General features: G+C 59.3%; 3 protein-coding genes and 4 pseudogenes. 5 read left to right on the top strand and 2 right to left on the bottom strand.

The annotated features are described in order from the left end of the window. Positions 1-79 (bottom strand): annotated as a pseudogene (locus H0485_RS20470) (IS6 family transposase); the annotation flags it as partial. Positions 80-128: 49 nt separating this feature from the next. Here H0485_RS20470 and H0485_RS20465 point away from each other — a divergent pair. The 3 genes and pseudogenes from H0485_RS20465 to H0485_RS20455 all read left to right on the top strand — a co-directional run. Then, positions 129-941 (top strand): annotated as a pseudogene (locus H0485_RS20465) (transposase); the annotation flags it as partial. A gap of 274 nt (positions 942-1,215) precedes the next feature. Beyond that, positions 1,216-1,920 (top strand): annotated as a pseudogene (locus H0485_RS20460) (IS3 family transposase); the annotation flags it as partial. A 170-nt stretch (positions 1,921-2,090) separates the two neighbouring features. Next, positions 2,091-2,636 (top strand): hypothetical protein, encoded by a 546-nt coding sequence (locus H0485_RS20455; RefSeq protein WP_226937754.1) that lies wholly within the window; start codon positions 2,091-2,093, stop codon positions 2,634-2,636. A gap of 275 nt (positions 2,637-2,911) precedes the next feature. Here H0485_RS20455 and H0485_RS20450 read toward each other — a convergent pair whose 3' ends face one another. After that, the gene (locus tag H0485_RS20450) at positions 2,912-3,166 is read right to left on the bottom strand and encodes a hypothetical protein (protein WP_226937753.1); all 255 of its coding nucleotides are present in this window, start codon (positions 3,164-3,166) and stop codon (positions 2,912-2,914) included. A gap of 268 nt (positions 3,167-3,434) precedes the next feature. On the opposite strand from H0485_RS20450, the gene H0485_RS20445 reads away from it, so the two are divergent. After that, complete coding sequence (locus H0485_RS20445; protein WP_226937752.1) at positions 3,435-6,383, top strand: CapA family protein; 2,949 nt, start codon at positions 3,435-3,437, stop codon at positions 6,381-6,383. A gap of 750 nt (positions 6,384-7,133) precedes the next feature. Beyond that, a pseudogene (locus H0485_RS20440) lies at positions 7,134-7,918 on the top strand (IS5 family transposase). Positions 7,919-8,197 lie beyond the last annotated feature (279 nt).

Raw genomic sequence — 8,197 nt, 5'->3', positions numbered from 1 at the left:
AGGCCCAGACGGCATAAGCGATGATCTCGCGGGGGAAGCGGAAGCCCTTCAGGCGCGCCAGGGATGATGGCATTTTCATTCGAAATCCTGTAGCAGGGGCTTCACGACACAACAACTTGGCAATGCCCATTCAACATCTGAAAGCCATGGATCGGGCCTTGGCGGATACTCCGGACGGACAGATATCCCTGACAGATCCTGACGCCCGCGCCATGGCGACCAGCGCTCGGAACAGCGGCATGGTCGGTTATAATGTCCAGACCGCCGTCGATGCCGAGACGCATCTGATCTTTGCGCATGATGTTACCAACCAAGGCCATGATCGTGATCTTCTGGTGCCAATGGCAAACGCTGCGAAAGAGGCGCTTCACCGCGACGAGTTGCATGTGCTGGCTGACAAGGGCTACTTCAGCGGGCGGCAGATCCTGACCTGCCACGAGGCAGGCATCATCACCACAATTCCGCGTCCCGAGACATCGGGCAACCGGGCCAAGGGCCTGTATGTGAAAGCTGACTTCGCCTACGAGCCCAATACGGATGTGTATCGCTGCCCTGCCGGGGAGGCACTGACCTATCGCTACACGACCGAAGAAGACGGGCTTGAATTGCGCCGTTACTGGACTGGCGACTGCGGCGATTGCGTGATGAAGACCCATTGCACGACCGGCAAGGAACGCCGGATCACGCGATGGACTCATGAGCACCTGATCGAAGCGGCACGCGCCCGACTGATCAGCCCTTCAGAACCGATGACAGTCCGACGTAGCACCGTCGAGCACCCGTTCGGCACCATCAAGGCCTGGATGGGCACAACCCACTTCCTGACGCGTCGACTGAGGAACGTGAAGACAGAAATCGCGCTGAACGTCCTCGCCTACAACATCAAGCGGATGGTGGCCCTGATCGGTATCCGGGGCCTAATGGCTGCGGTGAAGGCCTGAAAACGGCTGGCCGAACCGCGCCCGGCCAAAATCTATCGTCCTCCAGAGAAATGACCTCGCTCACTGACACCAGGTGCCCCTCACACACGAGAGTTTCCACACAGCCTAAGCCTTTGTCAGTCGTAGACAACTCCCGGCCCAAGTATCTCAAAGCCCTTTATTTCAAACTCATACATGCCTGATGTAAAGGGCAACCGCCCTCATGCGCTCTTCGTAGCTATACATGAACTATCTCCTCGATAGTCCAACTTTTCGTCCGCACCCCCTCCGCAAGCTTGTGGCGGTCCGGCCGACCTATGGCTATCGCCGGATCACGGCGATCCTGAACCGCCAGCTGCGCGCGGGCGGTCTGGCGCCGGTCAATCACAAGAGGGTCTACCGGATCATGCGGGCGCATAACCTGTTGCTGGCGCGCAGATATTCCGAGCGCCCCGACCATATCCATGACGGCAAGGGCATCGTCATGCGCTCGAACCTGCGGTGGTGCAGCGACGGCTTCGAGTTCAGCTGCTGGAACGGCGACATCCTCCGCGGCGCCTTTATCATCGATGCCCATGACCGCGAGATCATCGCCTGGACGGCCGTCGCCAATGCCGGCATCAGCGGCTCGGACATCCGCGACATCATGCTGGAGGCGGTCGAGCGCCGCTTCAGCGCTTATCGCGCGCCCACAGTCATCGAGATGCTGACCGACAATGGCTCGCCCTATATCGCCAGGGAGACCCAGATCTTCGCCCACCAGATCGGCCTGAAGCCCTGTTTCACGCCGGTCAGGAGCCCGCAGAGCAACGGCATCTCGGAAGCCTTCGTGAAGACCTTCAAGCGCGATTACGTCCAGATCACCCCATTGCCAGATGCTGAGACCGTTCTTGGATTGATCGGCAGCTGGTTCGAGGACTACAACGAAAACCACCCGCACTCAGGGCTGAAGATGCGCTCGCTACGCGAGTTCATTGAAGCTCAATCCGCAACCGCTTGAGTGTCCGGTGAAAGGGGAGCCAATACAGGGTTCCGGGGGATATAAGCGACAGGACACAGTTCTGACGCATTCTCACTTTTGGGGCCTTAAAAAGAACAAAAGGTATATCGATACATACCTTAGTGAGATTCATCTTCTCGCGAAGATGAACGGATACTAAGGAGAGAATTGTGCTGAGAATGTTCCGCGAGCCCGAGCCTGCCCCGCGCCCCTCAGACAGTTCAGTCGTCGTTCGGGTGCCTCAGACGGCGGGATATCGTGCTCCGGAAGGCCCGAGTCTGAAGAGTTCTGCGCTGGTCGATAAGCCGCTCTGCCCCAAAGGCCTGATCCTGATGTGTGGTGAAATGGGGTCCTTATCGCGTGATCTGCAGGACTGGTCCGAGAGAATGCGCGCGGTGGTCATGGTGGTCTCGGAAGAGCGGATGAATCTTGACTGGCTGCGCGATCACGCGCCGCGCCTCGACTTCCTGCTGGTCGATTCCGACTATCTCGACGATACCGAATCGACGATTGATTTCTGCATGCAGGTGCGTCGTGCTGTGCCGCGTCTGCCTCTGGTTCTGGTCTCAAGCGAAGTGCGTTCGCATGATTTTACCTGCGAGCGGATGATGGCCTGCGATGTCACGCTGAAACCGCCGTTGCTGCATACGGCGCTGACGCTGGGTGTGCAGGCGGCCTATCAGAATAACGCCTATTATCAGCAGGAAGGCGCCTGACCATGGCGCTTTGGACCCGTCGCGCGGGCCCTCGGTCAAGGGGGGCGGGGACGCGCGACGGGGACCGTTTTAACCTGATCCTGAAAGGGCAGGCGCAAAGGCAAGCGGCAGCATGTCACCCCTGCACCGCCAGGACGCGGGTAAGGTGATCATGCTGCCGTGGGCCGCCGGGGAGCCGTGGGCGGCAAGGCGCAGAGCTGCGGAACCTGAAGGGGCGGCCCTGGGGCCAGCCGCCAGAGAAAACCCGCCTCATGGTGCGGGTTTCGGTGCCGAGCTCAATGGCAGGTGAAGGACAGGCGGGTTTTCGTGTCCGAGATCGAGGTGGCCACGGCCCATTTCGCCTGTTTGCCTTCGGAGGCGCAGGCTCTGTCGGCCATCGGCTGGGCGGCCGACACCAGGCGCTCAAACTTATGTTTGCCACTGGTTTCGACCATGACCCGCACAAGACGGGTGTCCGGCGTAGTGGGAGCAGCTGCAACGCAGCCCGCGACGCCGAGCGCCGACAATAACAACAAAACCTTATACGTCATGATTAGCCCCTTTTGGTGTATCGTATCCCTAAAGTATGTATATGGCAATATTTAGGCGATGAGTCGATCAGAGCTGTTGATTTTCACCCCCGGTGGATCGTCGTTGATGATGCGCAACGGGTTTCACTTGCCATTAACCAGCCTGAGGCTATTTCGGATTGCAGGCGCGCGGCTGATCCTTGCGCTTACTTTCAAACCAGGTGTGAAGAGGTATAACCTCAATACAGGTATTACACCTGCACTCGCAGACAGAACACAGGAGCAGGCCATGCCAGATGAACTGAGAATGACCGTTGCCTGGGGTGGTGATGTCAGCCTCGCCCGCAGGCAACATCTGCTTCTGTCCGCATTCGCAGGTGGCACTGAAGAGGGGGAAACGGCTGTCCATCTTCCGGCTTTCAGCAGTGCAGATCTCAGGATGGTCAACCTCGAATGCGTGATCTCCGATCTTGGAGAACAGGGCGCAGACAAGAGCGAATCCGGACCCTATTACTTCCGCGCGCGTCCTGAGATGACCCGTGTCCTTCAAAGGTTAGGGGTCGATCTGGTTGCTACTGCGAATAATCATTCCGGCGACTACGGACCCGAGGCGTTGCTTGATCAGGCCCGTTGGCTTGAACTAGAAAATATAGCCCATGCAGGTTCGGGTCGGGATCGCGAGGCCGCGTTTGCGCCGCGCTTTTTCCGCCGCAATGGCCTTGCTGTCGCGGTGTTTTCACTGGACGCCACTCAGGCGGAATTCGCCGCGACCGCCAACCGGCCGGGGCACGCGTTTCTGCCTCTCTCAGACCCTGCGCTCTGGCAAAGGGAAATGCAGCCGCGCATTCAGGCCGCGCGGCGCCATGCGGATGTAGTGATGGTTGCGGTCCATTGGGGTCTGAACCTGAAACCAGTTCCCGGCCCAGGCGAGATAGCCGCAGGCCATGCGCTGATCCGCGCCGGAGCCGATGCTGTTCTTGGAGCCTCGGCGCATATGTTGCAGGGGATCGAGATTTTTGAAGGTCGACCGATTTTGCATGATGCAGGCAATCTCCTGTGTGACTTTTCCGAAGGTAGAGGCGACAGCGCGGTCTTCCGACTGAAGCTTGGGCGGTCAGGTGTGACCGGCATCGAAGTGATACCGGTCACTGCCGCCCCCGGGCGGGCCTTAGAGGCCGAGGGAGACGCGGCCATCTCGATCGCTGCTGATTTTGCTGAAAAATGCGCGGCCTTTGGCACCATCACCATTCCTGGTTCGGACGGACGGCTTCAGATCCCGCTTTCTCCCGTTGGGCGCTTGCCGCAGGATTACCGTCTGACCACGCTGCGGTCCCGCCTGGCTGTGCCGTCGGTTCCGGAAAGCGCAAGGATCGCGCCGGTCGCTCTCGGACCTTTGACTCTTCACGGCGTCAGCCTCAGTCCGGAAAGGCTTACAAGACGCAACATGCTCTGGGTGGAAACCTGGTGGAGTGCCGAAGAGCCGGTCAGCCGTCGCCTGACCATCGCTTTGCATGGTGTTCCCCGCAAAAAGGGCAATATGCCGGTATGGGGGCGCGGAATGGCGCATGAGCCGGGCGACTGGCGATTGCCGACGCCGCACTGGCAGCCGGGAGAAATTTATCACGAGCGCTTCGGCTTGCGACCGCCGCCGGAATCCCGGCTGGAAGACGGTATCCTCGACCTGGAAATATCGGTGTTTGACCGTCTCAAAAGGCTGGGACGGCTGCGCACCGGTCTTGCGACCACACTGTCCTTCTCGGGCAAGGTGGCCAGGCACCTGGGTAGCACCAAGCCCTCAGGCCTGCCCGGGTGGAGCGCCGAAGAACTCGCCAGGCTGACCGGTGGCACCTGGATCACCCCGCCGCCGCCGGGCTGGTTCTGCCGTTCAGCTGTTGCGGGTCGGACCCATCTGGCGCTTGTGCCGGAGCCTGTGCTTTTTGCCGCCCATAGCCGCCAGGACCGCAACCGCCATGAGAACATGACCACAGTATCGAAAGACAATTGGGACAGCCACGCCTCTCTGAACAAATTGCAGGATCGCCTGGCCGGCGCGCTGGTACGGGAACGGCCGCCTGGACTTCGGCCGGAGTTTCCGCTTTTGCAGGTAGAAGATCCACTGGCAGCGCTGATGCAAATCGGTGGCGCGGTCCGTGACCGGATGCGCGGCAAAGTCGTTTGCGTCACCGGGAGTTCGGGCAAAACCACGACAGTTTCGATGCTGCAAGCCGCGCTCTCTCCTCTGATCAACTGCCGCGCAACATATGACAATTACAACACCAGGGTCGGTATTCTGGTCAATCTCGCCTCGGTCCAGCCTGAAACGGATGCGGTGATCCTGGAAACAGCTCTCAGCGCGATCAATTCTAGGGGTCAGGCCCATATCCGCCGTGTCGCGCCCGATATTGCCGTGATTACCAATATAACTACCGCCCATCTGCGCGAGGGAGAAACCACCGGCGATATTGCACGCAGGAAATCGAATATTTTTCTGGGGATGCAGCCTGGAAAATGTGCGGTTATCTGGAGCGGCAGCGACCATTTCGATGAGATGGCCGAGCGCGCCAGAGAGGCCGCGCTGAAATTGGTCACTTTTGGCGCGGCGGACGGCTCGGATTTCCGGCTCCTGTCTTACGATCCTGCCCAGCGGCTGGTCGAGGCGCAGACCCCAAATGGCCGACTGACTTACCGGATCGGTGCCAGCGGCGTTCATATGGCTCTTAACAGCCTTGCCTCCCTGGCGGTGGCCGCAGAAATGTCGCTAGATCTCGTGAAAGTGGCCGAAGGGTTTGAAACATTCCGCCCTCTCGCGGGGCGTGGTGAGACCCACAGCCTGTCGATCGATACGATCAGATTCCAACTGCAGGATGAGACCTATAACGCCAATCCCCTGTCCATGCGCGCAGCCCTCCAAAGCTTCGCCGCCGCTCACGTATCCGCTGAAAAAATGCTTATTCTCGGCGACATGCTTGAACTCGGCGAACAAAGCGCCCGGCTTCACGCAGAACTTCTGTCGGATATACTGTCGCTGAAACCGCGCCGGGTCATGCTGGTCGGCGCATATATGACCGCACTCGCCCCGGCCTTGCGCAATGCTGGGATAGCGGCCGAAACCGCCGCAGATGTCAGTACCGTCTTTGATCGTTTGCCAGGCTACATTTCCCATCACTGCGCACTTCTGATCAAGGCATCAAACGGAGTCGGCTTGTGGAAACTCGTGGAACACTTGACCAAAGTGTGAGAGGAAGTGAGTTATTCTGTGGAAAGCCGACTGATGGCGGTGCGGCGTAGCAATCGCAGCGAATGCGGGAAAGCGGTCTCTAATGCAGCGCGCGGTTAGCGAGATACCCGCTAGGAAGAACGACTGCTCTGGGCTGGCGGCTAGGCAAGCTGTCGACCAAGACGATAAGGTGTTTGATCCCACGGTTTGATGGTGCGGGTGGCGCTGGCAGATAAAATGGCGCGGATCGTGTGGGCTCATATGGCTCACGGAGGCGTCTACAAAGCTCCGGCTCCGACAATATAGTCGTCAAGGGCCGCGAGACGTCGGAGCGTAAGAGGGCAAGGAGACGTTTGGCGCAACGGTCGTGAGACAGGATCAGAGGAACCAGCCTGCAACAAAGTGCCTTTGAGCACGCGGCGTTGATTTGGGACCTGATCTGCGAACACCATACGGGCCCGCGGCATGAGATGGCCGCATCAAAGGCCAGATACATGTCAGCAGCCGACAACGCGTTAAAAAAATCCAAATTACCCTCTTGCGAAAGGGGCGGTTATACATGTTGCAAAACACTTTGCTGGGCAAGGATTCACGTTCGTATCCCAGCGGGTTGGACTGTTAGCATGGCCCGGCCTGACCTCACCCGCTACCGCACGGCGAACTGAAAGTCCTACAACGATGCACGCAGGCGGCGCGGGTCTTTGCTGATCTGGCTGAACAAGGACATGGTCTGGCGCGCCCCAAAGGCCGGGGGGCAACGGTCCGCCGCCGGTGTTCAGTGATGCCGCCGTCCAATCCTGCTTGATGGTGAAAGTTCTGTTCGGACTGCCGCTCTGGCAAACAACCGGAATGGTGGGCAGCATCGTGCAGCTGGCAAGGCTTGACTGGCCTGTGCCAGACTTTTCCACACTGAGCCGACGGCAGCAGACCATCACAGTCTGGATCCCGAGCCGACGCGCGCCGGTCCCGCTAAACCTGCTGGTGGACAGCACCTGGATCAAGTTCCTGGGCGATGGCGAGTGGCTAGCCCGCAAGCACGACACGCATCGCCGACGCCAGTATTGCAAGGTCCATTTGGCAATGGATACGGCCACCGGTGACGTCTGCGCGGTGGAGTACACCTCCAACGACATGGGCGACAGTCCTGTTCTGCCGACCTGCTGTCGCAGATACCGCCCAGTGAACAGATTGGCACCGTAACCGGCAACGGCGCGTTCGACACGCGCCGTTGCCACACGGCGATCCTGGAATGCGGTGGCACGGCGGTCATTCCCATCCGCAAGAGCGGGCGACGATGGCGGGAGGATTGTTCCGCCGCCGTTGCACACAACGAAATCCTCCGCGCGACCCAACGCCTAGGAAGCGCAGCCCGGAAACGCTGGTCCGGATATCACATCCGAAGTCGGATCGAGGCGAAGATGAGATGCCTGAAAGCCTTCGGCGAACGGATCACATCACGAGATCCGGACCGCCAGACAGCCGAAATCAACATCCGTGTCGCTCTCATGAACCGCTTCGATGCACTCGGCACCGCCGAGATCAAACGCGTGGCATGAACCCAACGGGGAAAGGGGAACGTCCGGTCGCAGCCTGACTTCTGCAACAATGCCCCCGGATCCAAGGTTTTTCTGCCCGTTCCGGGCCGGATTTCGCGTGTCTTCAGGCATTTCTCTTCAGTTTCGCATCCGCGCCGGAGGTCAAAGCCGCCAATCACGCCTTGGAGATTGACACGTCACCCAAGTATCAATCATACATACTTTAGGACGTATAGCGTATCTTTTGCCAATCCACTCCAGACTGAGGTGAGACGATGATCATTTTTGTTCTCTCTTTAG

Origin of the sequence: Pseudogemmobacter faecipullorum (assembly GCF_020539525.1) — a bacterium.
Taxonomy (GTDB): Bacteria; Pseudomonadota; Alphaproteobacteria; order Rhodobacterales; family Rhodobacteraceae; genus Pseudogemmobacter; species Pseudogemmobacter faecipullorum.
This window is presented reverse-complemented; position numbering and strand designations above follow the sequence as displayed.